This is a genomic window from Asticcacaulis sp. P2_B1, from assembly GCF_056404915.1.
Map to the genome: position 1 here is coordinate 421,418 of NZ_JBFUDD010000001.1, position 24,343 is coordinate 445,760.

General features: G+C 59.5%; 20 protein-coding genes. 11 read left to right on the top strand and 9 right to left on the bottom strand.

The features are described 5' to 3' along the window. Position 1 precedes the first annotated feature (1 nt). Entirely contained in the window at positions 2-415 is a 414-nt protein-coding gene (locus tag AC1DX3_RS01980; protein WP_476987546.1) for an NADH:ubiquinone oxidoreductase subunit NDUFA12, read from the bottom strand. Between the two features lie 236 nt (positions 416-651). Here AC1DX3_RS01980 and AC1DX3_RS01985 point away from each other — a divergent pair, with 236 nt between their 5' ends. Next, complete coding sequence (locus tag AC1DX3_RS01985) at positions 652-3,396, top strand: TSCPD domain-containing protein (RefSeq protein WP_476987547.1); 2,745 nt, start codon at positions 652-654, stop codon at positions 3,394-3,396. Positions 3,397-3,461: 65 nt separating this feature from the next. Beyond that, positions 3,462-3,971: a pentapeptide repeat-containing protein gene (locus tag AC1DX3_RS01990; protein WP_476987548.1), complete on the top strand. Its 510-nt coding sequence runs from the start codon at positions 3,462-3,464 to the stop codon at positions 3,969-3,971. 149 nt (positions 3,972-4,120) lie between these two features. Here AC1DX3_RS01990 and aspS read toward each other — a convergent pair whose 3' ends face one another. Beyond that, entirely contained in the window at positions 4,121-5,911 is a 1,791-nt protein-coding gene (gene aspS / locus AC1DX3_RS01995; RefSeq protein ID WP_476987549.1) for an aspartate--tRNA ligase, read from the bottom strand. A 174-nt stretch (positions 5,912-6,085) separates the two neighbouring features. On the opposite strand from aspS, the gene AC1DX3_RS02000 reads away from it, so the two are divergent. The 3 genes from AC1DX3_RS02000 (at position 6,086) to AC1DX3_RS02010 (ending at position 10,702) form a co-directional block, all read left to right on the top strand. Beyond that, positions 6,086-6,775, top strand: coding sequence for a P-loop NTPase family protein (locus tag AC1DX3_RS02000; protein WP_476987550.1), 690 nt, complete (start codon positions 6,086-6,088; stop codon positions 6,773-6,775). A gap of 59 nt (positions 6,776-6,834) precedes the next feature. Continuing rightward, positions 6,835-9,114 (top strand): RNA degradosome polyphosphate kinase, encoded by a 2,280-nt coding sequence (locus AC1DX3_RS02005; RefSeq protein WP_476987551.1) that lies wholly within the window; start codon positions 6,835-6,837, stop codon positions 9,112-9,114. Positions 9,115-9,220: 106 nt separating this feature from the next. Beyond that, positions 9,221-10,702, top strand: coding sequence for a Ppx/GppA phosphatase family protein (locus AC1DX3_RS02010; protein WP_476987552.1), 1,482 nt, complete (start codon positions 9,221-9,223; stop codon positions 10,700-10,702). Here AC1DX3_RS02010 and AC1DX3_RS02015 read toward each other — a convergent pair. Then, positions 10,699-11,208, bottom strand: coding sequence for a hypothetical protein (locus AC1DX3_RS02015; protein WP_476987553.1), 510 nt, complete (start codon positions 11,206-11,208; stop codon positions 10,699-10,701). The genes AC1DX3_RS02010 and AC1DX3_RS02015 overlap by 4 nt on opposite strands. 122 nt (positions 11,209-11,330) lie before the next feature. Continuing rightward, on the bottom strand, positions 11,331-12,479 hold the full coding sequence (gene rnd, locus AC1DX3_RS02020; protein ID WP_476987554.1) for a ribonuclease D: 1,149 nt from the start codon (positions 12,477-12,479) through the stop codon (positions 11,331-11,333). Between the two features lie 115 nt (positions 12,480-12,594). Here rnd and purM point away from each other — a divergent pair, with 115 nt between their 5' ends. The 4 genes from purM to AC1DX3_RS02040 all read left to right on the top strand — a co-directional run bounded on the left by purM (position 12,595) and on the right by AC1DX3_RS02040 (position 17,426). Beyond that, the gene (gene purM / locus AC1DX3_RS02025; RefSeq protein ID WP_476987555.1) at positions 12,595-13,632 is read left to right on the top strand and encodes a phosphoribosylformylglycinamidine cyclo-ligase; all 1,038 of its coding nucleotides are present in this window, start codon (positions 12,595-12,597) and stop codon (positions 13,630-13,632) included. Then, positions 13,625-14,203: a phosphoribosylglycinamide formyltransferase gene (gene purN, locus AC1DX3_RS02030; RefSeq protein ID WP_476987556.1), complete on the top strand. Its 579-nt coding sequence runs from the start codon at positions 13,625-13,627 to the stop codon at positions 14,201-14,203. Before purM ends, purN begins: the two co-directional genes overlap by 8 nt. Before the next feature lie 57 nt (positions 14,204-14,260). Then, positions 14,261-16,342, top strand: coding sequence for a S46 family peptidase (locus AC1DX3_RS02035; protein ID WP_476987557.1), 2,082 nt, complete (start codon positions 14,261-14,263; stop codon positions 16,340-16,342). A gap of 109 nt (positions 16,343-16,451) precedes the next feature. Continuing rightward, entirely contained in the window at positions 16,452-17,426 is a 975-nt protein-coding gene (locus tag AC1DX3_RS02040; RefSeq protein ID WP_476987558.1) for an alpha/beta hydrolase, read from the top strand. Between the two features lie 94 nt (positions 17,427-17,520). Here AC1DX3_RS02040 and ndk read toward each other — a convergent pair whose 3' ends face one another. Then, a complete protein-coding gene (gene ndk, locus AC1DX3_RS02045) occupies positions 17,521-17,961 on the bottom strand; it encodes a nucleoside-diphosphate kinase (RefSeq protein WP_476987559.1) in 441 nt (146 codons plus the stop codon). A gap of 69 nt (positions 17,962-18,030) precedes the next feature. Here ndk and AC1DX3_RS02050 point away from each other — a divergent pair, with 69 nt between their 5' ends. Both AC1DX3_RS02050 and AC1DX3_RS02055 read left to right on the top strand, forming a co-directional pair. Then, entirely contained in the window at positions 18,031-19,926 is a 1,896-nt protein-coding gene (locus AC1DX3_RS02050; protein ID WP_476987560.1) for an ABC-F family ATP-binding cassette domain-containing protein, read from the top strand. A gap of 273 nt (positions 19,927-20,199) precedes the next feature. Beyond that, positions 20,200-22,221 carry an SPFH domain-containing protein gene (locus tag AC1DX3_RS02055; RefSeq protein WP_476987561.1) on the top strand — a complete coding sequence of 674 codons (2,022 nt, stop codon included), beginning with the start codon at positions 20,200-20,202 and terminating at the stop codon, positions 22,219-22,221. 12 nt (positions 22,222-22,233) lie between these two features. On the opposite strand, the gene AC1DX3_RS02060 is transcribed toward AC1DX3_RS02055, so the two are convergent. The 4 genes from AC1DX3_RS02060 to AC1DX3_RS02075 all read right to left on the bottom strand — a co-directional run bounded on the left by AC1DX3_RS02060 (position 22,234) and on the right by AC1DX3_RS02075 (position 24,343). Further along, a complete protein-coding gene (locus tag AC1DX3_RS02060) occupies positions 22,234-22,968 on the bottom strand; it encodes a sensor histidine kinase (protein ID WP_476987562.1) in 735 nt (244 codons plus the stop codon). A 20-nt stretch (positions 22,969-22,988) separates the two neighbouring features. After that, entirely contained in the window at positions 22,989-23,441 is a 453-nt protein-coding gene (locus AC1DX3_RS02065) for a response regulator (protein ID WP_476987563.1), read from the bottom strand. Positions 23,442-23,516: 75 nt separating this feature from the next. Beyond that, positions 23,517-23,897, bottom strand: coding sequence for a proteinase inhibitor i78 (locus AC1DX3_RS02070; RefSeq protein ID WP_476987564.1), 381 nt, complete (start codon positions 23,895-23,897; stop codon positions 23,517-23,519). Beyond that, positions 23,894-24,343, bottom strand: coding sequence for a DNA polymerase III subunit chi (locus AC1DX3_RS02075; protein ID WP_476987565.1), 450 nt, complete (start codon positions 24,341-24,343; stop codon positions 23,894-23,896). The genes AC1DX3_RS02070 and AC1DX3_RS02075 overlap by 4 nt, the downstream gene beginning before the upstream one ends.

A 24,343-nucleotide genomic window follows, 5' to 3' on the forward strand; every position in this document is an offset into this window, starting at 1 on the left:
ATCAGGGTTTCCAGGCTTCGTAATCGCCGGTTGTCTTTTGCCGTTCGGCGTCGGCGTTCATCGAACCGGACGGGAACTTGGCGTAGGGCGTGCCGCTCATATTGGGCTCGTGCGGCTTTTCCCACTTTTGACGCAGGAGCGGCGCAACCGTTGGCGGTTCGTCGAAAGTATAGTGCATCCAGCCGTGCCAATCGGGCGGGATCTTTGAAGCGTCGGCATAGCCCTTATACAATACCCAGCGCCGCTTGCGGCCGGTGTCGTAGGAGTTCTTCGACGTGCGATCTTCAAAATAGCGATTGCCGAACTCGTCCGTGCCGACCGCGCGGCCACGCTTGCCGACCGTGAACAAGGTCCCGAGCGTTGCACCGTTCCACCAGGTGAAGGAAGGGGCGAGAAAATCAAGCAACCACTGCATCTGTACATCCTTGCGCGGCGCCGTATCGAGGCGCCGAAATCCTTTCCTATCTATAGTCAGACACGCGGCCAAGGTAAAGGCGCAGCGCGTATGGCGATAAAAATATTCCGTCGCGGCGCGAAGACGCAAAAATCAACATATTGTGGACGAATGAACTAAACGGCACCAGATTTATTGCTGCGGGGGAATTTCCTCGCTACATTCCAGCGAATGTCCGGCCGGACCGAGGAAAACTCATGAGCTATCTGTCCCCTGCCCTGCGCGCCCTATGCGGTCAACCCGACCTCGATCTGCGTGAAATCGAGCGCATTGCCGGCTTTGACGAGGTTGTGTGCCCGCGCGCTATGACATCGGTCCAGGTCGAAGCCTGGCTCGACTGGGCTGATTCGCTGAGCCACGACCTGCCTAAGGGCGCGAGCTTACGCGTCGCCGATCCCGAATCCGAGGCTTTTGGAGGCGCCCTCGCCAGTTATGCTCATCGTTTGGGGCAATGGGGCGTGGCACTCGGCTATTTCGACGCCAAGACGGCCGGTCCGTTTGCCGAGGCTATCGAGCAGACGATATTGGCAGGCCTGGCCGCGCCCAGCGCGGGACTGGCCTCCGGACACCGCGTTCATCCGACCGCCGGAGATATCGTCCCGGCCATGGCTGAAACAGCGCCCCTCTATCTTGACGACCATGCCAGCCGCCAGACACTCAACCGCTTGCTGCTCGATGCCCGGGCTCAGGCGTTGAGCGATGCCACCCAAAAGCGCCTCGGCCAGGCGCTCGACGATATCACGGCCGCTATCCAGCGCTCCGAAGGCGAGCATCGCACCAGTTTGAAACATAACCCGGTCCTCGCACGCGCGGCTGCCCGGGCGCGCGGCCTGGGGGCAAGCGATACCCTGATCTCGCGCCAAATACAGGCGGGTTCCGGACATGGCTGGGCCCACGCCGTGGCGCCCGCCGCCGTGCCAGTCACGCACCGCGCTGTTATCGCCGAGCGCGACCTGATCGGCGCCGGCGATCCGTCCGCCGTGCTGCTGGCCGAAACCGCGCTGGAACAGCCCGGCTTGCATCTGGTCTTCGATCCGGGCGATGCCGAAGCCTTGGACCTGCATAATCTGAGCCCGCGAGCGGCGATCAATATCGACAGGTTCTTCGATGACGGTATTTTTCATATTGAGGCCTTTATCGAGACGGTGAACCTGTGGTCACAAGCTCTTGATATCGAAGCCGCAATAGGTTTCAGCGACACGGCTGCCGGCGCCGCTCGGCGCGCGGCGGAGCGCCCGGTCGCCCTGACCCTGGCCGGTGTGGCCGACGCTCTGATCGGACAAGGATTGAGTCTGAACGACAGCACCGGCGTCGACTATGCCGTCCACCTCTACGCCCTGCTTGAGGCCGCCGCGGCCGCTGCATCGGCCGAATTGGCGCAACGCCTGACCGTATATGACGGTTTCGCCAACGACCAAGGCGATCATTTAGCGCGGTTGAGTCAGCGCCTTTATCAGATCACTGCCTTGAAGGGCCACGCCGATATCAAGGCGCGGGCCCTGGATCTGATCCAGTCGGCGCTCAGCCTGGCCAAGACGACCGGCCTGCGTAACCGGCAATCGACGGGGTTGTATGAAGATGCCGATCTGGCCTTGCGGCTGCGCGCGGCGTTGGGCGATCCCGCATCGGGCGATCTGTTCGCCTATATGGAAAGCGAGGATGGCCTGCTGGTGCCGACGCTCAAGGCCAGCGTCATCAACGGTTTCCAGGTTTTGCATGTCGAATTGTCCGACGCGAGGACGCATCTTCTGGGGCATCGCAGCCTGAGTGACGCGCCGCATATCAATACCGCCACGCTCAAGGCCAAAGGGTTCAGCGATTTCGAAATCAGCCGGTTGCAGGAGTCACTGTCGACGGCGTCGAGCCTGGCCGAGGTGTTTTCGACACGATTTATCGACGCCAATTTCATTCGCGACATATGGGGCCTGAGCGAAAGCGATCTGGCAAATCCGGCATTGAACCTGCTAGATGTTATGGGTTTTCTTCCGGCAGAGATCACCGCGGCCGAACACTACATATTCGGTCATCGGGATATCGAGTCGCTGAAGATCCTGGCTGACGCGGCCTGGCATTTGTTAGCGCCGCCGGGCCTGAAGGCGCAGATCGCCTTGCGCCAGCGTATCGAGGCCTTGCTGGATGCGCCGGCGACGGCACCGTTGGCTATTGCCTGGGATCAGGGCGTGACTGAGGCGATGAAGCTTTATTCACTGGTGGCCGCCTCCAATCTGCGCGCGGTCAGTGTCCGCCGGCCCGAGCCGCCGCAGGGATTTGCGTTGGATATTCCGGAGAGCGAGGCGCCGAAACGGCCGGAGCCCTTGGCCCAAAAGGAACCGGCGGCACGCGTTATCGAGAAGATCGTCGAACGCGACCGGGCGCGGCAAAAGCTTCCCGACCGCCGCAAGGGCTATATCCAGAAGGCGGCGGTTGGCGGCCACAAGGTCTATGTCCATACCGGCGAATACGAGGACGGGCATCTGGGTGAAATCTTCATCGATATGCACAAGGAAGGCGCGGCCTTCCGGTCGTTGATGAACAATTTCGCCATCGCCATCTCGATCGGGTTGCAATACGGCGTACCGTTGGATGAGTTTGTCGACGCCTTTGTGTTTACGCGGTTCGAGCCGGCCGGCCCGGTGACCGGCAATGACCGGGTGCGGTCGGCGACGTCGATTCTCGATTATATTTTCCGCGAGCTGGCGATTTCGTACCTCGACCGCGACGATCTCAGCAATGCCGATCCGGCCGAGTTGAACGCTGATGGTTTAGGTGCCGGCGATAATCCGCGCGAGCCGGAAGATGCCATGCCGGCGTCGCAACTGATTTCCAAGGGCTTTGCGCGTGGCACGCATACCGACAATCTGGTCGTCGTGCCGTTCGGGGGCAAGAAGCGCGCTGAGCCGGTTAACAATTTTGTAGCCGAAAATGATATAGAAGAGCGGTAACGGGGATGTCGTAGGCGGCCCCTCTTTTGCTTGGCAGAACGCACAATCAGCGAAGGTGTCCCTTTATGAAACGTATCGCCCTGGCCGCACTGGCCGTTTCCTTGTTTACCGTGCCCGTTTTGACGGGTCCGGCATTCGCGCAAAACGCCGCTCAGGTCGGCAGCGCGCAAAATGGCGCCAGCTGCCCGCGTTGCAATCTATTCCAGGCCGATTTTAACAATCGCACCTTGAAGAACAAGAACTTTTCCGGCGCGCGTTTGCGTCAGTCGGACATGGGTTTGGGCATTTTCAACGGCACGAATTTTTCCGGCGCCGATTTGCGTGACATCAACGGCTCGGCGGCCTTGTTCGGTCGCGCCAGCTTTGCCGGGGCCAATTTGACCAATGCCAATTTCGTCGGCGCCTATCTGGAGCACGCCAATTTCCGCGGCGCCATCCTGACGGGTGTCAACTTCTCGGGCGCCGAGATGAGCACGGCGACGGGTTTGACCCAGCGTCAGATGGATGAGACGTGTGGCGATGCGTCGACGGAGCTGCCGGCGGGTATTCGGATCCCCGTTTGCGTTCAGAAATAAACTTACGGGGTGTGGGGTCCGTGACCCCACAAAAACCTTGCTTAATCTACAAAAAATAGCCCAGGCCAAAGGCCCGGGCTATTTTTTTGTAGATAAGGGAAGTCTTGGGGCCTCAGGCTCCCGGGGGCGCCTAGCCAAACCCCATAAGTTTATACCTTGATCGGCAACGCGGTCCGGATATGCAGTTCCTTCAACTGCTTCTCCAGCACCTCCGAAGGCGCCGACATCATGACATCCTGACCCTGCTGGTTCAGCGGGAAGGCAATAACCTCACGGATCGCCAGCTGACCGGCCAGCAACATGACGATACGGTCGATGCCCGGCGCAAGGCCACCGTGCGGCGGGGCGCCATACTTAAAGGCATTAAGCATGCCGCCGAACTGCGACTCGACGAACGCCTCATCATAGCCGGCGATCTCGAACGCCTTCAACATGATGTCCTGCTTGTGGTTTCGGATCGCGCCCGAACACAGCTCATAACCGTTGCAGACGATGTCGTACTGATAGGCCAGGATATCCAACGGATCCTTGGTCTGCAAAGCCTCCATCTCGCCCTGCGGCATCGAGAACGGATTGTGCGAGAAGTCGACCTTCTTTTCGTCCTCGTTCCATTCGAACATCGGGAAATCGACGATCCAGCAGAACTTGAACTGATCCTCATCGACCAGACCCAGATCGGTACCGACCTTGGTGCGCGCGGTACCGGCGAACTTGTAAAACTCGTCGACCTTGCCGGCGACGAAGAAGGCCGCGTCACCAACGCCGAGACCCAGTTGCGCCAATACGGCCGCGGTCCGCTCTTCACCGATATTCTTGGCGATCGGACCAGCGGCTTCGACAGCGTCCGACCCCTCTTCCTTGCGCCAGAAGATATACCCCAGACCCTTTTGGCCCTCGCCCTGCGCCCACGAATTCATCTTGTCGCAGAAGGCACGCGAACCGCCGGTCTTGGCCGGAATGGCCCATACGGCCGTACCCGGGTTTTCCAGAATTGAAGCGAACACCTTGAAACCCGAACCACGGAAATGCTCGGACACGTCCTGCATCTCGATTGGGTTGCGCAGGTCCGGCTTGTCGGAACCGTACTTGGYGATCGATTCACGATAAGGAATACGCGTGAACGGGTAGCTGGAGACGCGCTTGCCCTCGGCGAACTTCTCGAACACGCCGTGCATCACCGGCTCGATGGCGGCAAAGACGTCTTCCTGGGTGACGAAACTCATCTCGACGTCGAGTTGGTAGAATTCGAGCGAACGATCGGCGCGCAGGTCTTCGTCGCGGAAACACGGCGCGATTTGGAAGTAGCGGTCGAAGCCCGACACCATCAGCAATTGCTTGAACTGCTGCGGCGCCTGCGGCAAGGCGTAGAACTTGCCCGGATGCAGACGCGACGGCACCAGGAAGTCGCGTGCGCCTTCGGGCGACGACGCGGTCAGGATCGGCGTCTGATATTCCAGGAAACCCTGGTCGATCATGCGCTGGCGAATGTCGGCGATGATGCGCGAACGCAGGACGATATTCTTGTGCAGGGTCTCGCGGCGCAGATCGAGGAAACGGTTCTTCAGACGGATTTCTTCGGGGTAATCGGGCTCGCCGAACACCGGCAACGGCAATTCGGCGGCTTCGGACAAGACCTCGACATCGTCGACCACGACTTCGACTTCACCGGTGGCCAGGTTGGGATTGACCACCTCGGCGTCGCGCTTGACGACCTTGCCGTCGACGCGAATGACGCTTTCGGCGCGCAGACGCTCGACCTTGGCGAAACCGGGCGACGACGGATCAAAAACCAATTGGGTCAGGCCGTAATGGTCGCGCAAATCGATGAACAACAGACCGCCGTGGTCACGCTTGCGGTGAATCCAACCGCTGAGGCGGGTCGGTTGGCCGGCGTCGGCGGCGCGCAAGGCGCCGCAGGTATGGGAACGGTAGATGTGCATTTGTGCTTCAGAAGCCTGTTTTGGTACGGAAATCTTTGGCGCGTAGGGCACATGATGCGCCTGCAAAGTCAAGCATTTTTACCCTCGAAACTGTCCCCAGGGCCCTGCCCTTCCTACCCGAAACTTCATCGTCGCGTCATTGTCATTGCCGTCATACCCTCCTAAACTATAGCCATGTCTGTACAACTGCCCCTGGACCTAGAAGCCCCCGACGTCTTCAGCCGTGACAATTTCGTCGCCAATGCCGCTTTACAAACTGTGCTGGACGTTCTGCTGGTGCCCGAAACCTGGCTGGGGCACCATCTGCTGATCCTCGGCCCCAGGGGCAGCGGTAAGACGCATCTTGGTCATATTTTCTCGGCGACGCATGGCGCACGCTTTCTGACGGCAGAACAGACTCACGATCTCGATACGGCCGACCTGGCGGATTTGGCCTTTGTCGTCGACGACGCGGATCGGGCCAGTGAGGAAGCCCTGTTTCATCTCAGCAATCACGTGCAAAAGTCCGGGCAGCAGCTTGTTTTATTGACGGAAAAGCACCATTTGTTGTGGGAACCGAAAATCCCGGACCTGGCGTCGCGTTTGCGCGCCATGCGCCTGCTGACCCTGAGCGAACCCGACGACGAGCTGCTCAGCGCTATCCTGAAAAAGCTGTTTGCTCAACGCTTTATCGAGCCTAATGCCGACACATTGGATTATATTGCCCGGCGCATGCAACGTTCGGTCGGTGCGGCACAAAAAATTGTCACAGATCTGGAGCATTATGCCAACGGCCGTGCCTTCAACCGCGCCCTGGCCCGCGATTTCTTCGACGAATCAGGCCGTCTTGCCCTTGAAGAGCCATCGGAATTCGATAGTTTTTAATGGTTTCCCTTTAAGGTTAAGGCATATTCACCTAACCGAATGCACTTGAAACGACACCCATGACCGATTCGCCTGCCACTGCCCGCCTCGATACGATCGAATCCGAAGCGACTCCGCTCGCCCTGGCGGCGCAAGCGGCCGTGACCGAAGTGGTGCAGGCGCCGACCCAGCCCTTTATCGACATGGAGAGCAAAGAACCGCTCGGCGACGCGCTCTATATCAACCGCGAACTGTCGTGGCTGGCCTTCAATCAACGGGTCATCGAGGAAGCCAGCAATCCGCGCCATCCGTTGCTGGAACGCCTGCGCTTCCTGTCGATCTCGGCCAACAATCTCGACGAATTCTACATGGTGCGCGTCGCCGGCCTCCAAGGCCAGGTGCGCGAAGGCGTCCGCGTTGTCAGCGAGGACGGCCACACGCCGCACGAACAACTCGAATCGGTCAATCGTCACGCCAGTCAATTGATGGCCAAGCAGCAGGCCATCTGGTCGCGTACCAATAACGAACTGCGTGACGCCGGCCTAATCCTGCTCGACCTCAAGGATATCAACAAGACCGACTCGGCCTGGCTGGAAAGGCAGTTCGAAGCGCAACTTTTCCCGGTTTTGACGCCTCTGGCGGTCGACCCGGCGCACCCCTTCCCGTTCATCCCCAATCTTGGTTTTTCGATCGTCCTCAAGCTGCTGCGGCGCAAGGACAACAAGACCATGTACGCCCTGGTGCCGATTCCGACCGGCGTCAAGCGCTTCTGGGAGGTCGAGGTGGCGGCGCGCAAGGCCGGCGACACCGGGCCGCAAAGGCGCAAGTTCATATCGTTGGAGAACTTCGTCTCCCTGTGTTTGCCGCAGATATTCCCCGGCTTCGACATCACGTCGCGCGGCCTGTTCCGCATCCTGCGCGATTCGGATATCGAACTGGAAGAAGAAGCCGAAGATCTGGTCCGTGAATTCGAGGCTCTGATTAAACAACGCCGCCTGGGTTCGGTCGTACGCGTCGAGATCGATCAGACCATGCCGGACGACCTGCGCACCTTCATTATCGAACAACTGCACGCCAAGTCGGAAGACGTCGTCGATGTCGGCGGCATTCTCGGCATGGCCGAGTTGTCGCAACTGATCCCGCGCGACCGCAACGACTTGAAATTCAAGCCGTTCGAGCCGCGTTTCCCGGAACGCATGCGCGATAACGGCGGCGATACCTTTGGTGCCATCCGCGAAAAGGATGTCCTGGTCCACCACCCGTTCGAAAGCTTCGACGCCGTCGTTCAGTTCCTGCGCCAGGCGTCGCGCGATCCCAACGTCATCGCCATCAAACAGACTCTCTACCGGACGTCGAAGGACTCGCCGATCGTCGCGGCGCTGATCGAGGCCGCAGAGCAAGGCAAGAACGTCACCGCCCTGGTCGAAATCAAGGCGCGCTTCGACGAAGAGGCCAATCTGCGTTGGGCGCGGGCCATGGAACATGCCGGTGTCCACGTCGTTTACGGTTTCGTCGAATACAAGACCCACGCCAAGCTGTCGGTCGTCGTCCGCCGCGAAGGCGAGGCCCTGCGTACCTATTGCCACTTCGGTACCGGCAATTACCACCCGATCACGGCCAAGATCTATACCGACTTGTCCCTGTTCACCTGCAATGCCGAGCTGGGCCGCGACGCCATGCGCGTCTTCAACTTCATTACCGGCTATGCCCGGCCGGACGTGATGGAAAAGCTCTATTTCTCGCCTGTCACCTTAAAGGCCGGCCTTATCCATTTGATCGATCAGGAAATTTCCAACGCCAAAGCCGGAAAGCCTGCTCAGATCTGGGCCAAGCTCAATGCCCTGGTCGATCCGGTGATTATCAAGAAGCTGTACAAGGCAAGCCAGGCCGGCGTGCAGATCGACCTGATCATCCGCGGCATCTGCTGCCTGCGTCCGGGCCTGCCGGGCGTGTCCGACAATATCCGCGTCAAGTCGATCGTCGGACGCTTTCTCGAACATTCGCGCATCGTCTGTTTCGCCAACGGCCATACCCTGCCCTCGGACCAGGCGCGGGTGTTTATCTCTTCGGCCGACTGGATGGAGCGCAATCTCGACCGCCGTGTCGAGACCCTGATCCCGATCGAAAACCCGACCGTGCATCGTCAGGTCCTGGATCAGATCATGGTGGCCAATCTTAACGACGAAGCCCAGACCTGGTACCTCAATACGGACGGCACCTATCAACGTCTCGACGTCAGCCATCTCGACAAGCCGTTCTCGGCGCATGACTATTTCATGACCAATCCGTCGCTGTCCGGCCGCGGCCGTGGCGTGAAGGATCTGCCGMAGGCCTTCGACCACGTTGGCGCTCGGAAGTAAGGTTTTCGTGGTTAACCGCCCGCATCCATAAAACCGTCACCAAAAACCTGTTGCGCCTTTAGCCAGAAACCGCCATTAGCCCCGTGTGACAACGGGAGACCGGACCTTGGCGAACTACAACACGGCCGTCATCGATATCGGGTCCAACAGCGTCCGTCTGGTAATTTACCGCATCGAAGGCCGCTCGATCTGGCCCCTTTTCAACGAAAAAGTCCTGGCCGGCCTCGGGCGCGACCTGAAGACGACCGGCGCCTTGCATCCGGGCGGTTTGCGCGAAAGCCTGGTGGCGCTGCGTCGTTTCAAGGCCATCCTCGAATCCTACGACCTCCAGCAACTGCACGTCGTCGCCACGGCGGCGATTCGGGAGGCCCTGGACGGTCCCGATTTCGTCAAGACGGTTCTTGATCTGACCGGGTTTCATATCCGCGTGCTTAGCGGACCCGAAGAAGCCTATTATGCCGCCCTGGGCGTACGTTGCGGGCACCTCGATGCCAAGGGTGTTGTCGGCGATCTTGGCGGATCTTCGCTGGAATTGATCAATCTCGATGGTGACGAAGGCGGCCGCGGTGTCACCTTGCCGCTCGGGCCGTTTGCGCTGGGGGCGCCGCGGCCCGCGGAGCCGGAAAAGGTTTTGGCCGCCATCCGCGTCCAATTGGAGCCTCTGAAGGGGCGGTTCGCCAATACCCAGTTCCATCCGGTCGGCGGCGCCTGGCGCAACCTGGCCCTGATCTGGATGCAGAAGCAGTTCTATCCGCTTGAAGTTATTCAGCAATTCGAGTTACCGGCGCGCGAGGTCCTGTCGATCTCACGGCTGATCGCCACGCAATCGCCATCGTCGCTGGAAAAGCTGCCCGGCGTGTCGAAGAAACGTCTGGAGAACATCGGTTATGCGGCTCTGGTGATGCAGGGCCTGATTGAGGTGTTCGAATACGAGAGCTTGTGTTTCTCGGCGTTCGGCGTGCGCGAAGGCCTGCTGTTCGAAGCCCTGGACGACAGTCTGAAGGGCCAGGATCCGTTGATCGCCGGCTGTGCCGCGCTCGGCACCCGCCTCGGCATCAATGACGATTTGGGCGCCAGCCTGTCGCAATGGGCTGCCGCATTTTATGACAGCACTGATAATGTTCTGATCGAGCGGCCGGACGTCAAGTTGATCAGGGCCGCCGCCAAGCTCTCCGATATCGGCGCCCGGCTGCACCCGGATCATCGCGCCGACCTGTGTTGTGATCAGGTCCTGCGCGCGCCGATCCCAGGACAAAACCATCAGGAACGTGTCTTCCTGGCCTGCACCATCTATACCCGCTATAGCGGCGACGCCTACGGCAAGGAGCCGGTCCTGATCTCGCGCATCCTGGGTGAAGACAAGTTGCAGCAGGCGACGCAACTGGGCCTGCTATTGCGGCTGGGCTGCGACCTGTCGGCCAAATCGGCCAAGTTGCTGAGCTATGCCGAGGTCCGCCAGAGCCAGATGCAATTGATCTTGAGCGCCAAGACCGGCTGGGACGACCTGCTATTGGGTGAACAAACGCGCCGACGCGCCCGGGCACTGGCCCAGGCGCTGAAGCTCAGCCTGAATATTGTCAGCGCCTAGAGCTTAACCCGCGTTATGGCGGCAGTGATAAAGCCGATCGTCATGAAGAGCATGACGTAGAGAATGATGATTGCCAGCCCGAGAATGGTCGAAATCGCACTCATCGCCATACCGAGCCGCGCCATGGCGCCGGCATTCAACAGACCGATACCGACATAGGTGAAAGCGAAGAGCGAGGCGCTCCCCCAACCGACGGCGCTTTGCTGTGGTTTATCGACACGAGAATAGATCCACCAGCCGATCAATGGCGATAGGGCCGCCAGAATGGCATAGGCGAGTGGCGCCAAAGTCATACCCAGCAAGCGGCTTTCGAGATCAAGGACGTTCGTAAGCTGGGCCGAGGCCAACAGGAACTGAACCTCGCGGTGGGCCAGCAATATGTAGAAAAAGTTGAACATTATGCCGGCCAATTCGACCAGCACAAGCAAAGTCAGAGCCACTTTGACGATGAGCCACCCTGTCGAGCGGCTGTTGGCTGTAGATCTTACCGTTGTTTCGGTCGTCATGACGTCACCCCTGTTTGTCTTCGAAACAAGGTTAACAAACAACCGGCAAACGGCAAGGACAATTCGCTCCGCGACCTCAGCGAGACAGAAGGTGCGGCTTTTTAGCCGATCAGGGGTAATGGCTAATCCAGTTCGACGACCTCGACCTTGGTGCCGTTCAGCACCAGGGCCAGTTCGCCGCGCTTCAAACGCAAGGCATCGTCACCGAACACCTTCTTGCGCCAGCCTTCGAGGGCGGGTACCTGGGCCGCGTCATCGAGCGCGATCTTTTCGAGGTCCGCGACCGTGGCGATCAGTTTCGGCGCCACGCCCTCCTCTTCACAGCGGATGCGCAGGAGGACCTTCAACAGTTCGACGACCGAGGGCGGCACCTGAACCGGCGGCGCCGACCTTTCGACCTTCGGCGCATAGGCGTCGGGATTCTTCAGAACGTTACGGATGATCTCCGCCAGGTCCATGCCGAATTTCGACGCGCCGAAACCCTTGGACGTCGAGCGCAGGTGATCGAATGCTCCGACATCGGTCGGCAATTGCGTAGCGATTTCGTCGATGCCCTCGTCCTTGAGGATGCGGCCGCGCGGCATGTCACGTTCCTGCGCCATGCGTTCGCGCCACGCCGCCACCTGGGCGAAGACGGCCATATATTTGACCGAATGCTTACGCGGTTTCAGGCGCTTCCAGGCATCGTCGGGCTTGGTCGAATAAAGGTTTTCATCGGTCAGGGCCTTCATCTCTTCCGACACCCAATCGAGCCGGCCCTGTTTGGCCAGACGATCGCGCAGTTTCGGATAGACCTTGGCTAAATGGGTGACGTCGCCAATCGCGTAATGCAATTGCTGCTCGCTCAGGGGCCGGCGCGCCCAGTCGGTAAAACGCGAGCCCTTGTCGATATCGATCTTCAATTTCTGACGTACCAGCGAATCGTAGGCGACCTGATCGCCATAACCGGCCGCCATGGCAGCAACCTGGGTGTCGAAGACCGGCGTCGGCATGCAGCCCAAATTGACGAAGATTTCCATATCCTGACGGCAGGCGTGAAACACCTTCAACACCTTGTCATCGGCCAGAACGTCGAGAAAAGGCTGTAAATCCAGGTCCTTGGCCAATGGGTCGATGATCGCGGCGTGGTCGTCACTGGCAGCCTGAATCAGGCACAGCTTCGGCCAATAGGTCGTCTCGCGCATGAATTCTGTGTCGACCGTGATGAAAGGCGCCGATTTTATCGTGTCGCAGAAGGCAATCAGGTCTTTGGTATTTGTAATTGGACTCATTTTGTAGCTATAGCAAACCCGATCAAAGGCGAAAGCCCCAAAAGCGCAATCCGTAAAAGTGGCCGCCACTTTTCGGATAAATTGCGCGCTCGCTAAAGTTATACGGGAACGATTTATGTCCGAACAAGGTACAAAGACGAACGGCCTGACCTATGCTCAATCCGGAGTCGATATCGACGCCGGTGAAGCCCTGGTCGATGCGATCAAGCCGCTGGCCAAGGCGACGCGGCGGCCCGGCGCGGAAGCCTCGTTGGGCGGTTTCGGCGCCCTGTTCGATCTGCGTGCCGCCGGCTATGACGATCCACTGATTGTCACGACGACGGACGGTGTCGGCACCAAGCTGAAGATCGCCATCGAAACCCATCGTCACGACACGGTTGGAATCGACCTGGTCGCCATGTGCGTCAACGATTTGCTGGCCCAGGGCGCCGAGCCTTTGATGTTCCTCGACTATTACGCCACCTCGAAACTGGACGTCGATACAGCCAAGCGAGTCGTCGCCGGCATTGCCGAGGGCTGCAAGCGCGCCGGCTGCGCCCTGGTCGGTGGCGAAACGGCCGAAATGCCCGGCATGTACGGCAATGACGATTACGACCTGGCGGGTTTCAGCGTCGGCGCGGTCGATCGCAATAAGGTCCTGCCGCGGCTCGACGACCAAAAGGCCGGCGATGTCATTATCGGCCTGGCGTCGTCCGGTCCGCACTCGAACGGTTACAGCCTGATCCGCAAGGTCATCGAACTGGCAGGCCTGTCATGGTCGTCGCCTGCCCCCTTTACAAAGGATCTGTCCCTGGCCCAGGCCTTGCTGGAACCGACGCGTATCTATATCAAGTCGGTCCTGCCCTTGATGAAGCAAGGCCTGATCAAAGGCGGCGCCCATATCACCGGCGGCGGCCTGATCGAAAATCCCGACCGCGCCGTGCGCGAGGGTTTGACGGCTCAGTTCGATTTCGACAGTTGGACTTTCCCGCCCGTGTTCGAATGGCTGATGCGGGCCGGCGGCATCGATCGCCACGAAATGCTGCGCACCTTCAACTGCGGGATCGGCTTTGTGCTCTATGTCGCACCGGAAGACGTCGATGCCGTGCTGGGCGCGCTACTAGACGCCGGCGAAGACGCCTTTGTTTGCGGTCAATTGGCGGCCCATGCCTAAAACGCGCGCTGCCATTTTTATTTCCGGCCGCGGCTCCAACATGATGGCCCTGGTCGAAGCCGCCAAGGCGCCCGACTTTCCAGCCGAGTTCGTGTTGGTGGTTTCCAATGATCCCACCGCAGCCGGCCTGGAATGGGCCGCGGGACAAGGCATCAAAACGTTCGCGCTGGACCACAAGGCCTATGGCAAGGATCGGGAATCCCATGAGCGCGCCATAGACGCAGCCTTGAAAGCCGAGGGCGTCGAGTTCATCTGCCTGGCCGGCTATATGCGCGTGTTGACGCCGTGGCTGGTCGACGAGTGGGCCGGCAAGATGATCAACATTCACCCTGCCCTGCTGCCCGAGTTCAAGGGGCTGCATACCCATGAACGCGCGCTGGAAGCCAAGGTGGCGGAACACGGCGCCACCGTCCATTGGGTGACTTCCGGCGTCGATGAAGGCGGCACGATTGCCCAGGCGGCAATCCCGGTTTTGCCGTCCGACACGGCTGAAACCCTGGCGGCGCGTGTCCTGGCCGAAGAGCACAAGCTTTATCCTCAAGCCGTCCGGGCAATTCTGGCCAAACCGTAACTTTACAGGTTACTCGCTGGGTCATAGGATACGGCTATAAAGATAGTTGGTAATGCCATGCGTTCCTTGAAACCTGTCCTGGCCGGCGGTGCGGCCTTTGCCCTGTCGTTCTGGGCCCTATCGTTCTGGGCGCAGCCGGCCGCGGCCGACGAAGGCATGTGGACCTTCGACAATGCACCCCTGGCTAAGATCAACCAGGATTACGGTCTGCACCTCGACCAGGCTTGGCTCGACCACCTGCAACATGCCGCGGTGCGTCTGAGCGTCGGCTGTTCGGCCTCGGTTGTCTCGCCGAACGGCCTCGTTTTCACCAACCATCACTGTGTTGTCGACTGCGCGCAAAACCTGTCAGCGGCCGACCACGACTATGTCGCCAATGGCTATATGGCGGCGACGAAGGCAGACGAAAAAGCCTGTCCGGGCCTAGCCGCCGAGATCCTGACCGGCATCACCGACGTCACCAAGGACGTTAACGCGGCTACGGCCGGTCTGACCGGCGACGCCTTCATCAAGGCGCTGAACGCCCGACAAACCGAGATCGAAAAATCTGCCTGCGGCCAGGACGTGAAACGGCATTGCCAGGTCGTCACCCTGTATCAGGGCGGGCAGTACAAGCTGTACAAGTACCGTAAGTATTCCGACGTGCGCCTTGTTTTTGCTCCGGAATTTCAGGCCGCTTTTTTCGGTGGCGACCCCGACAATTTCAATTTCCCGCGCTATGGCCTGGATTGCGGTTTCTTGCGTCTGTACGAAAACGGCAAGCCGGTGAAGACGCCTGACTATCTCACATGGAACGCGGCCGCGCCCGCCGAAGGCGATCCGACTTTCGTTGCCGGCAATCCCGGCATGACCCATCGCCTGCAGACATCCGCGGAACTCGAGACCCAGCGCGACGTCGTCCTGCCGCTGCGCTTGATCACCTTGTCGGAGCTGCGCGGCCGGTTGATCCGCTTTTCCGAAGAAAGCGAAGACAACCGGCGCAACGCGGCGGATCTATTGTTCGGGCTCGAAAACGGCTTCAAGGTCTTTTACGGCCAACAACTGGCCCTCACCGATCCGAAGCTGATTGCCGCCAAGGCAGCGGCCGAGGACGATCTGAAGGCCGGAATTCCGGCCGAACTGAAAGCTGAGATCGGCGATCCGTGGGCCGATATGGCCGCGGTCCAATCCGACTACCGAGCCATCTATACGCATTACTATTTTATGGAACCGGCGCTGAATGCGTCCGAACTGTTCTACAAGGCGCGCCTGCTGGTTCGGGCCGCCGATGAGCGCCGCAAGCCGTCGGCCGAGCGTTTACCGGAATTCGCCGATTCACGCCTGGAGGCGATGAAGGATGACTTGCTGGCGTCGGCGCCGATCTACAAACCGCGCGAGCAGCTGGTTCTGGAAACGCGATTGTCCAAGGCGCGGGAATATCTGAGCGCGGACGCTCCGGAAACTCGAATCTTGCTGGGCAGAACATCACCTGAAGTCCTGTCGAAGTTTCTGGTCGACAACACGCATATCGATGACCGGAAGGTGCGTCAGGCCTTGTGGGATGGCGGGTGGGACGCCGTCCAGGCGTCGAACGACCCGATGATCCAATATGCGTTGAAGGTCGACGCCGAAGCACGCGCCAAGCGCTCGCAGTTCGAGGCCAAGGTTACCGGTCCCGCACGTATCGCCTCTGAAAAGATCGCCCGGGCGCGGTTTGCCGTTTACGGGACACAGACCTATCCCGACGCGACATTTACGCTGCGGCTATCCTACGGCAAGGTCGCGGGCTGGACGCACGACGGAGAGACAGTCGATCCTTTTACCGATTTCAAGGGGCTATATGCCCGTGCGACCGGGCAACAGCCTTACGTTTTGGCCAAGCATTTCGCCGAAGCCGAAGGAAAGTTCGACGAGAACACGGTCTTCGATTACACGACGACCAATGACATTACCGGCGGCAATTCTGGATCGCCGGTGGTCAATGCCAAAGGAGAAGTCATCGGTGCGGCTTTCGACGGCAATATCTACAGCATTGGCGGAGATTTTGCCTATGACGCCGCCTTGAACCGCACGATCGTCGTGTCGACGGCGGCGGTGACGGTGGCGTTGGACAAGGTTTACAACGACCAAACCTTGTTAAAGGAATTGACGAGCCGCTGACCGCCACCCCCGCAGGTCTCATCACACGATTGTTCATTTGACTCTTTTATGCGGCAGTTTGCAATCTCAGGGAGATTGCAAATAGATTGCTATCTTGTGGGAGGTTTCCATGATTTCGCATTTTGTCACATGCCGTAAACCGAAGACGGACGGAACATTGGGTTCGGACGTCGGCGATATTCGCTTTCTCGATGTTCCCGATGACGCCCCCGAGCCGCTGGCGGCGCACGAACGCTATACGACTGGCAGTTATGAGGGACGCGTCAGACGTTACGCGCTCGATATCATCGATAGCTTGCGGGTCGGAACGACCAAGGTCACCAGCGGCGACATCGTCTTTATCGTTCACGGTTATAATGTCAGCGCCAATCACTCATTGGCTTTTCACCGGAAAATTCAGGCGAGATTGACGGAGGCCGGGTATCAGGGGCAGTTCATTTCCTTTGACTGGCCATCCGACGGCGTCACACTGGAATATCTCGACGATCTCGGCAAGATGCGCAAGACGGCCGTCATGCTGGTGAACCAGGTCATGCTGCCGTTCGTCAGTCTCCAGCAACCCGATTGCGACGTCAATCTTCATATCGTCGCGCACTCCATGGGCGTCTATATCCTGGCCAACGCGTTCCATGACGCCGAGCACAATATGACGCTGAAAACCCAGAGTTGGGGCGCCAACCAGGTGATCCTGGTCAGTGGCGATGCGCCGGCGACGGTGTTCACGAACGGCGACAGCATGTCGGTCGCCCTTTATCTCCGCAGCGCGCGTTTGACCAATTATCAAAATGCCGGCGATGCGGTCTTACAGGTATCCAATGCCAAGCGGCTTTTCACCCATCCGCGTGTCGGCCGGGTGGGATTGCCGGACTACATACCGGAATCAGCTATCAATGTCGATGCGACCGGTCTGTGGATGGCGGCGAAACCCACCTATCCGGCCGGCGATCAGTTTGTCGAGAGTCATACCTTCTGGTTCGACTACAAGCCTTTTTACGTCGACCTGCGTTACACCCTGGAAGGTACGCTCGATCGCAACGCCATACCTGGGCGGGTGGCGACAGGGAAGAACCGGTTCAGTATTTGACAAGCGCAGAAAGGCTTATCGGCCGCACGCAAAAACGCCGGAGCTTTCGCCCCGGCGTTGACAAGCGTCAGTTTCGGCAGCGGCGCCTCGCCGCTTAACCGACGATCTGGTCTTCCGTGAAGAACTGCGCGATTTCAATCGCGGCATTCTCGTCCGAATCCGAACCGTGAACCGAGTTCTCACCGATCGACAGGGCGAACAGCTTGCGGATCGTGCCTTCATCGGCATTGGCCGGGTTGGTGGCGCCCATGACTTCGCGATACTTCGGCACGGCGTTGTCGGCTTCCAGAACCTGAACAACGACCGGCTCGGCGGTCATTTGACCGACCAGTTCGCCGAAGAACGGACGTTCCTTATGGACGCCGTAGAATTGCTCGGCCTGGGCCTGGCTCAGCTTGACGCGGCGTTGCGCGACGATTCTCAGGCCGGCGGCTTCGATGACGGCGTTGATGGCGCCGGTCAGGTTGCGGCGGGTCGCGTCAGGCTTGATGATCGAGAAAGTGCGGGACATTAGAAAATCCAATTTATGTTGCATTTGCGTTGAGGCGGCTTATAGCGACACGCGACGCATTCGCCAACCCCGTAAATTTAAAGTTCCTGAGTTATGTTGCAGATCACCAATCTGGTCTTTGATGCCTATGGCCGCCGCTTCTTCGACGGGGCTACGCTGAGCCTGCCGCCGGGCACGAAAGCCGGTCTGGTCGGGCTCAATGGCGTCGGCAAATCGACCCTGTTCAAGCTGATCCTCGGTGAACTGCAACCGGGTGGCGGCGATATTTCGATGCCCAAGTCGTGGCGCGTCGCTTCAGTCGACCAGGAAATCGCCGCCTCGCCCGTCCACCTGATCGATGAGGTGCTGGCGCTCGACGTGCGGCGCGCCGATCTGTTGAAGGCGTTGGAAACCGCCGATCCGATGCACCAGGCGGAGATCCACCACGACCTCTATGCTATCGGCGCAGACCGTGCTCCGTCGAAAGCCGCCGAAATCCTCAGCGGTCTCGGTTTCTCGACCTCCGACCTGACGCGGCCGATCAGCGACTTCTCCGGCGGCTGGCGTATGCGCGCGGCCCTGGCCGGCGCTCTGCTGGCCGAAGCCGACCTGCTGCTGCTGGATGAGCCGACCAACTATCTCGATCTCGAAGGCGCCCTGTGGCTGGAAGCGCGGCTGAAGCGTTATCCCAATGCCGCGCTGATCATCTCCCACGACCGCGATCTGCTCAACCAGTCGGTCGACGCCATCGTCCATGTCGGCGCCCAGAAGCTGGAACTCTATACCGGCGGCTACGACTCCTTCGAACGGTTGCGCGCCGAAAAGGCCCGCCTCAATGCCGCCAATCAGGTCAAACAGGAGGCCGAACGCGCTCACCTGCAGGCGTTCGTTGATCGTTTCCGCGCCAAGGCGTCGAAAGCCGCCCAGGCACAGTCCCGCATGAAGCGCCTGGAAAAGCTGCCGCCGATTTCGGCCACCCTGGAAGATCGCGTTGCACCGTTTATCATTCCGTCGCCCGAAAAGAAGCTGGCGCCGCCGGTGCTGCGCCTGGAGGATGCCAGCGTCGGTTACGATGGCAAGCCCATCCTGCGGCACATGAACATTCGCCTGGATACCGATGATCGTATTGGCGTTTTGGGTGTCAACGGCGCCGGTAAATCGACCTTCGCCAAGCTTCTGGCCGGCGCTCTGACTGAGATGCATGGCGTGCAGTGGCGCGATCGCCGCCTGACCGTAGGTTGGTTCCACCAGCATCAGATCGAAGCCATGGATCCGGAAGACACGCCGTTGGAAATGATCCGCCGTGCCCGTCCGGACGAGACCGAAGCCAAGCGGCGCTCACGCCTGGGCAGTTTCGGCATGGGCGCGACCAAGGTGGAGACCAAATGTAAGGATTTGTCCGGCGGTGAGCGGGCGCGATTGCTGCTCAACATGGTGGCCATGGAAGCACCGCACCTGTTGATCCTCGACGAACCGACGAACCACCTGGATATCGACAGCCGTCGCGCTTTGTTGGACGCCTTGAACGATTACGAAGGTGCCGTGCTCATCATTACCCACGACCGGTCTTTGATCGAAATGGTGGCGGACAAGCTGTGGCTGGTCGATGACGGCACGGTGAAGACCTATAACGGTTCGATGGAAGACTATGCCAAGCTGGTCATCGAACGGGTGAAGACAGCGACGCGTGAGGAAGCCGGCGAGACCAAGGATAAAGGGCCAAGCGTCAATTCCAAGGAAGCGCGCAAGGCGGCCGCGGCGGCACGTAACGCCATCGCGCCGTTGAAGAAGAAGGCCGACGATCTGGAGCGGCAGATCGAAGTGATCAGCAACCAGATCAAGCTTCTGGACCTGAAATTGGCCGATCCGGAGCTATACAAGGACCAGGCCAAGTCGATCGCGCTCGGCAAGGACAAGTCCAAGCTTGAAGCCGACATGGTGCGTCTGGAAGGCGAATGGATGACCGCGGCCGAGACGTATGAGAATGCGAAGGCGGAGGCTGGAGTTTAGCTTCCAAGTCATGGGGTGTGAGGTCCTCGACCCCACGTCTTCTTTTATCTTGTCCTGCCTTTCGCCCCAAACAGGGCAAAGGCAGGACAAGAATAAGAGTAAGTATGCGGGGCCGCAGGCCCYGCCCCCCATGAGTGGGTGTCAAGCACCGCTGTCACATTTTCGCGATCTCTGTCGTGTTTCGCTTTAAGTCCATCTCGCAGGCGCGTAAAATAACCCCTACGCATGCATCGTGTGCGTTCAATGCTTTACGGCCCCAAGGGGGGGCTTACCATGATTACCTATGACATCTTACCGTGGGCGGCTTTAGCCGTCGGCGCTTTAGTGCTGCTCGTCTTGTTCGTCGTGTCCGGTATCGTCCGCTATGTCGGCAATAACCGCATCGCTATCGTTGAAAAGCTGTGGAGCGGCAAAGGCTCGATCGCCGGCGGCCTGATCGCGCTCAAAGGCCAGGCCGGTTTCCAACCCGGCGTCCTGCGCGGCGGCTTTCACTTCTTCTTCCCGTTCCAATATCGCCTGCACGTCCAGCCCCTGGTGACCATTCCCCAGGGCCAGGTCGGCTATGTCTTCGCCCGTGACGGCGCGCCGCTTGAGTCGACGCAAACCCTGGCGCGCAATGTCGAAGCGACAGTGTTCGAAGATACGCGCCAGTTCCTCGAATCCGGTGGCCAGAAAGGCCCGCAGCGCAAGATCCTGCGCGAAGGCACCTACGCCATCAACCTGGCGCAATTCGTCATCATCGCCCATGACCGCATCTACGGCATCCAGTTGGAAGGCAATGACCAGGTTCTGTTCGACGAAATGAACGACATCATCGCCGAGCGCGATGGCTTCAATGCCGTCGTCATTCGCGACGGTGAAGACTCGATCGGTGTCGTCACCGTGCATGACGGCCCATCCATGCCGTCGGATCAGATCATCGCGCCGACCGTCGGCAACGACCAATCGGATCTGGCGACCTTCCACAACAACTTCCAGGATCCGGAAGCCTTTTTGTCGGCCGGCGGTAAACGCGGCCGTCAACTCCAGGTCCTGGTCGAAGGCTCCTACTTCATCAACCGCCTGTTCGCCACCGTCGAAAAGGTCGCCAAGACCGTCGTCGAAGTTGGCCATGTCGGCGTCGTCGTCTCCTATACCGGCGAACTGGGTGTCGATACCTCCGGCGCCGATTATCGCCACGGCGAGTTGGTGGCGCGCGGCAACCGCGGTGTGTGGAGCGAGCCCCTGCTGCCGGGCAAGTACGCCTTCAACCCCTATGCCGGTAAAATTCTGCTGGTACCGACGACCAACTTCATCCTGAAGTGGGACCAGTCCAATGTCGGACCGCACAAGTTCGATGAGAACCTGTCCGAAGTCTCCCTGATCACCAAGGACGCCTTCGAGCCCATCCTGCCCCTGTCGGTCGTCGTCCATATCGACTACCGCAAGGCGCCCCTGGTCGTGCAACGCTTCGGCGACATCAAGAAGCTGGTCGAACAAACCCTCGATCCGATGGTCAGCGCCTACTTCAAGAACATCGCGCAAACCCGTACCCTGATTGAGCTTTTGCAGGGCCGTAGCGAGATCCAACAGGCGTCGGCCGTCCAGATGAAGGACAAATTCGCCGCCTATTCGCTGGAATTGCAAGAAGTCCTCATCGGCACCCCGCGCGCCGCCGAAGGCAACGACCAGATCGAACAGATTCTGAATCAGCTGCGTCAACGCCAGTTGGCCGACGAAAAGGTCGGCACCTATGAGCGTCAGGTCATTGCCGCTCAGAAGGAACGCTCGCTGCGTGAAGCCGAGGCGCAAGCCAAGCAACAGACGGCGATCACCGAGTCGGCCCTGTCGATTCAGGTCCAGGAAAACCAGGGCAAAGCCAATCTGGCGCGCTCGCAACAGGAAGCCAACCAGACCCGCACCCTGGCCCAGGCCGAAGCCGACCGTACCCACCTGCTGGGTGAAGGTGAAGCCAAGAAGGTCGTGGCCCTGGCCTCCGCTGAAGCCGAACGCGTAACCAAGGTCGGTCTCGCTCAGGCCGAAGCGATCAGCAAACAGGTCGAAGCCTCCGGCGGCGCCAGGTACCAACTGACGCGTCAGATCGCCGAACGCTTTGCCGAGGCGCTGGAAAAGTCGGGCGTCGATATCGTCCCGAAGATCGCCATCGGTGGCGGTCAGGGCGCCGATGCCGGCGGCAGCAATCCGCTGATCAATGCTCTGATGGCCATGATCGTCGCCGATAAGGCCGATTTGGTGCCGGAAGCGGTCAAGCCATCACGCGGCAAAAAGGCCGAGGCGGAGTCGACAGAGAGTTAAGCGGCCCCAAAACTAAACCGACGTGAGCGGCACCTTGAGAAGCGTAAAGTAGACCGAGGTGCCGCCCATGTCGGACGGTTCGATCCACATATTACCGCCATCCTGCACCACAATCTTGCGCGCCAGGGTCAGGCCCATGCCAGCGCCGGGATAGGCCTCGTCGGTGTGAAGCTTGCGCAAAGGCCGGAAGACATCGTCATAGAAAAGGCGATCGATACCGATGCCGTTATCCGAGACGCTGAAACACCAGCAGTCGGGGAACTCGGTGAACGAGATGCGGACATCCGGCGCCAGGCCGTCACGGTGAAATTTGAAGGCATTGTCGACAAGGGTATAGAACAGGGTGAACATGCGGTTCGAATCCGCCATCACTTCAGGCATGGTCGGGTAGCTCAGCTTGCCTTTGGTCGCGTCGATAATCGGTTGCAATTCCATATTGCAGCGCGCCACAATGATTTCGAGATCGACGGCCGCCGGAGCCCGCGGCACGGTATTCAGTCGCGAAAACGCCAGCAGCCCCTGAATCATTTCGGCAAGCTTCTGGCCGCTTTCGATAATCAGCTCAAGGTGCAGCCGATCTTCTTCATCGGTAATCGCGCCGGCTTTTTCCATCAATATCTGCGAAAAGCCGACCATCGACCGCACCGGCCCGGCCAGGTCGTGCGACACGATATAGGCGAAATCGCGGAAATCTTCTTCCGGATTCACAACAGCCGCGGGTACGGCAACATCCTGGCATCCCTGCATATCGTCTCTCCGCTTCTTGTTCATAGGCCGCCCAGATCGTATGCCGTTGGCAAGCTTGCCAAAACGAAAAAGAACTGTTCGATCAAGGCGATAGTGTCGCGATACTTCGCCAGATCGTGCGGTTTGATAACGTAGGCGCTGGCATGATGCCGGTAACAACGTGTTACATTATGACCGTCACCAGAGTTGGACAAGACGATAACAGGAATGTGCTTCAATCGGTCGTCCGACTTGATTGCGACAAGGACATCCATGCCGCTCATTTGCGGCAATTGCAGGTCAAGTAAAACAAGATCCGGTACGAGCCCTTCGCCGAATAGTTTCATGGCGGCTTCGCCGGTCGCGGCGTGCAATAGCTCGGTTTCGAAGATTGCCGCCTTGAAGGCATGCGCCGCAAGCAGGGCATCGCCACGATTGTCGTCGATCAGCAGAACCTGAGCCGGCCGTCCGTGTGAAATCATCCGCTTCGTCATGCTTCCATCCTGACTTGAGTAGCGAATCAAGTCTCGCCCCTTCACGTTAGGGTTGCTGTCTCAAAAACGCCAGTTCTATCCGCATTTCACTGAACTGATTAGGCCTGTATCCGAGTCGAACGTAATCGTCTGGCGGTCGGCGCGATATTCCTGCGTGACGATGCACGACGAGCAGACGACGCGTCTGGAACCCGGGTCGAGCGGTACGGGAATGTCGGTGCGCGGTTTGCCGACCAGGTATTGCAAGGCCGCCGCCCCGCACTGGTCATCAGCCATGGGTTTATATTCAGCCTGGGGCGCCGGCGCCGGCGGCCGTTCGACCGGAGGCCGATAGACCGGGGTCTGCATGGCCGGTCCCGGCTGGGCGCGCGGCGCGGGCTGCACGACATCATCCGGCGTCGAAGAACATCCGGCCAGGGCGACGATCGCAAAGCCAAAAATCAATATCCGCTTCATTGCGCTCTCTCCCAACGTCCCATCTCGTTCTGCTTCCAATAGGCCAGGGTCGCCCCCTCGCCTTTCAGCTTTTTCCATGTGGCCCGCGCCCAACCGAGATGCTCGTCGTCATCGCCTTCGAAAACGATCAGACACCGTTCCGTCGCCGACACATCGGGCATGCCAACCGGAGACACCGACAAGTAGCATTGCGGTATGTTGACCATGTCGCCCGATGTCCCCAGGAGAACCGGTTGCCGCACCGCCAGGTCGTCTCCCTCCAGGCCGTGGGCCAGAAACGAGTCGGGGCGGTAGGCCCACAGGTGGGCATTCAAGGCTTCAATCTTGTCATCCTCGTGACCGTGGACATAGGCCCGCCATCCGCGCTGCACGACCTTTTCCAGCAATTCCGGCAAAGCCTGCTGAAGGGGTGTCTTTTCGAGATGATAAAAGAAAATTTCGGGCAA

What these genes read in the sequence shown, in the direction of transcription:
- AC1DX3_RS01980 (WP_476987546.1), bottom strand. Translation starts at nt 415, where the DNA reads ATGCAGTGGTTGCTTGATTTTCTCGCCCCTTCCTTCACCTGGTGGAAC.
- AC1DX3_RS01985 (WP_476987547.1), top strand. Translation starts at nt 652, where the DNA reads ATGAGCTATCTGTCCCCTGCCCTGCGCGCCCTATGCGGTCAACCCGAC.
- AC1DX3_RS01990 (WP_476987548.1), top strand. Translation starts at nt 3,462, where the DNA reads ATGAAACGTATCGCCCTGGCCGCACTGGCCGTTTCCTTGTTTACCGTG.
- AC1DX3_RS02000 (WP_476987550.1), top strand. Translation starts at nt 6,086, where the DNA reads ATGTCTGTACAACTGCCCCTGGACCTAGAAGCCCCCGACGTCTTCAGC.
- AC1DX3_RS02015 (WP_476987553.1), bottom strand. Translation starts at nt 11,208, where the DNA reads ATGACGACCGAAACAACGGTAAGATCTACAGCCAACAGCCGCTCGACA.
- rnd (WP_476987554.1), bottom strand. Translation starts at nt 12,479, where the DNA reads ATGAGTCCAATTACAAATACCAAAGACCTGATTGCCTTCTGCGACACG.
- purM (WP_476987555.1), top strand. Translation starts at nt 12,595, where the DNA reads ATGTCCGAACAAGGTACAAAGACGAACGGCCTGACCTATGCTCAATCC.
- purN (WP_476987556.1), top strand. Translation starts at nt 13,625, where the DNA reads ATGCCTAAAACGCGCGCTGCCATTTTTATTTCCGGCCGCGGCTCCAAC.
- AC1DX3_RS02035 (WP_476987557.1), top strand. Translation starts at nt 14,261, where the DNA reads ATGCGTTCCTTGAAACCTGTCCTGGCCGGCGGTGCGGCCTTTGCCCTG.
- AC1DX3_RS02040 (WP_476987558.1), top strand. Translation starts at nt 16,452, where the DNA reads ATGATTTCGCATTTTGTCACATGCCGTAAACCGAAGACGGACGGAACA.
- ndk (WP_476987559.1), bottom strand. Translation starts at nt 17,961, where the DNA reads ATGCAACATAAATTGGATTTTCTAATGTCCCGCACTTTCTCGATCATC.
- AC1DX3_RS02050 (WP_476987560.1), top strand. Translation starts at nt 18,031, where the DNA reads ATGTTGCAGATCACCAATCTGGTCTTTGATGCCTATGGCCGCCGCTTC.
- AC1DX3_RS02055 (WP_476987561.1), top strand. Translation starts at nt 20,200, where the DNA reads ATGATTACCTATGACATCTTACCGTGGGCGGCTTTAGCCGTCGGCGCT.
- AC1DX3_RS02060 (WP_476987562.1), bottom strand. Translation starts at nt 22,968, where the DNA reads ATGCAGGGATGCCAGGATGTTGCCGTACCCGCGGCTGTTGTGAATCCG.
- AC1DX3_RS02065 (WP_476987563.1), bottom strand. Translation starts at nt 23,441, where the DNA reads ATGACGAAGCGGATGATTTCACACGGACGGCCGGCTCAGGTTCTGCTG.
- AC1DX3_RS02070 (WP_476987564.1), bottom strand. Translation starts at nt 23,897, where the DNA reads ATGAAGCGGATATTGATTTTTGGCTTTGCGATCGTCGCCCTGGCCGGA.